1 protein-coding gene is annotated in these 618 nt (G+C 38.8%); it reads right to left on the bottom strand.

Annotation, left to right across the window (positions count from 1 at the left end; genetic code table 11):
• Positions 1-46: 46 nt before the first annotated feature.
• Positions 47-574: a methylated-DNA--[protein]-cysteine S-methyltransferase gene (locus tag B0182_RS00750; protein WP_078273113.1), complete on the bottom strand. Its 528-nt coding sequence runs from the start codon at positions 572-574 to the stop codon at positions 47-49.
• Positions 575-618: the final 44 nt, after the last annotated feature.

A 618-nucleotide genomic window follows, 5' to 3' on the forward strand; every position in this document is an offset into this window, starting at 1 on the left:
AATAGTGTTATAAAAGGCAGACACGCCCTATAAAGTTTTTGGGTTTTTATATCAAATTCTTACTCTCCAAATCAAGCAATATTCGCTTAATTGACACTCCACCCGTATACCCACCCAGCGTACCGTCCGACGCTATCACACGATGACATGGCACGATGAGCGAGATTAAGTTTTTGCCATTGGCGTTGGCACACGCTCGATGTGCGGTAGGTTTATTTATCATACTTGCCAGCTTTTTATAACTTATCGTGTGTCCATAAGGGATTTTACAAAGCGTTTGCCAAACTTTTATTTGAAAATCGGTGCCATGTGATAAATCAAGCGGTAATTCAAATACCGTACGCTTGCCTTTAAAATATTCATCTAATTGAGCAGTGGTTTGCAAGGCAATCGATTGGTTTTTATCAATATCTTTTAACTCCGCCTGTTTTATAAAAACCGCATGCTGATTTAATTTATCAAAGATTTGGGCGGTTTTGTCGTTATACCAATCTAACGCCAATAACCTGCCGTCTTTGACCGTCAAAGTTATCATCGGTAAATCTATGGGCGGATAATAATGCGTGGTTATCATAAGTTTCTTTTAATTTATCCTATATAGGGCGTGCCTGTCATTGA

Source organism: Moraxella bovis (assembly GCF_002014975.1).
Taxonomy (GTDB): domain Bacteria; phylum Pseudomonadota; class Gammaproteobacteria; order Pseudomonadales; family Moraxellaceae; genus Moraxella; species Moraxella bovis.

What these genes read in the sequence shown, in the direction of transcription:
- B0182_RS00750 (WP_078273113.1), bottom strand. Translation starts at nt 574, where the DNA reads ATGATAACCACGCATTATTATCCGCCCATAGATTTACCGATGATAACT.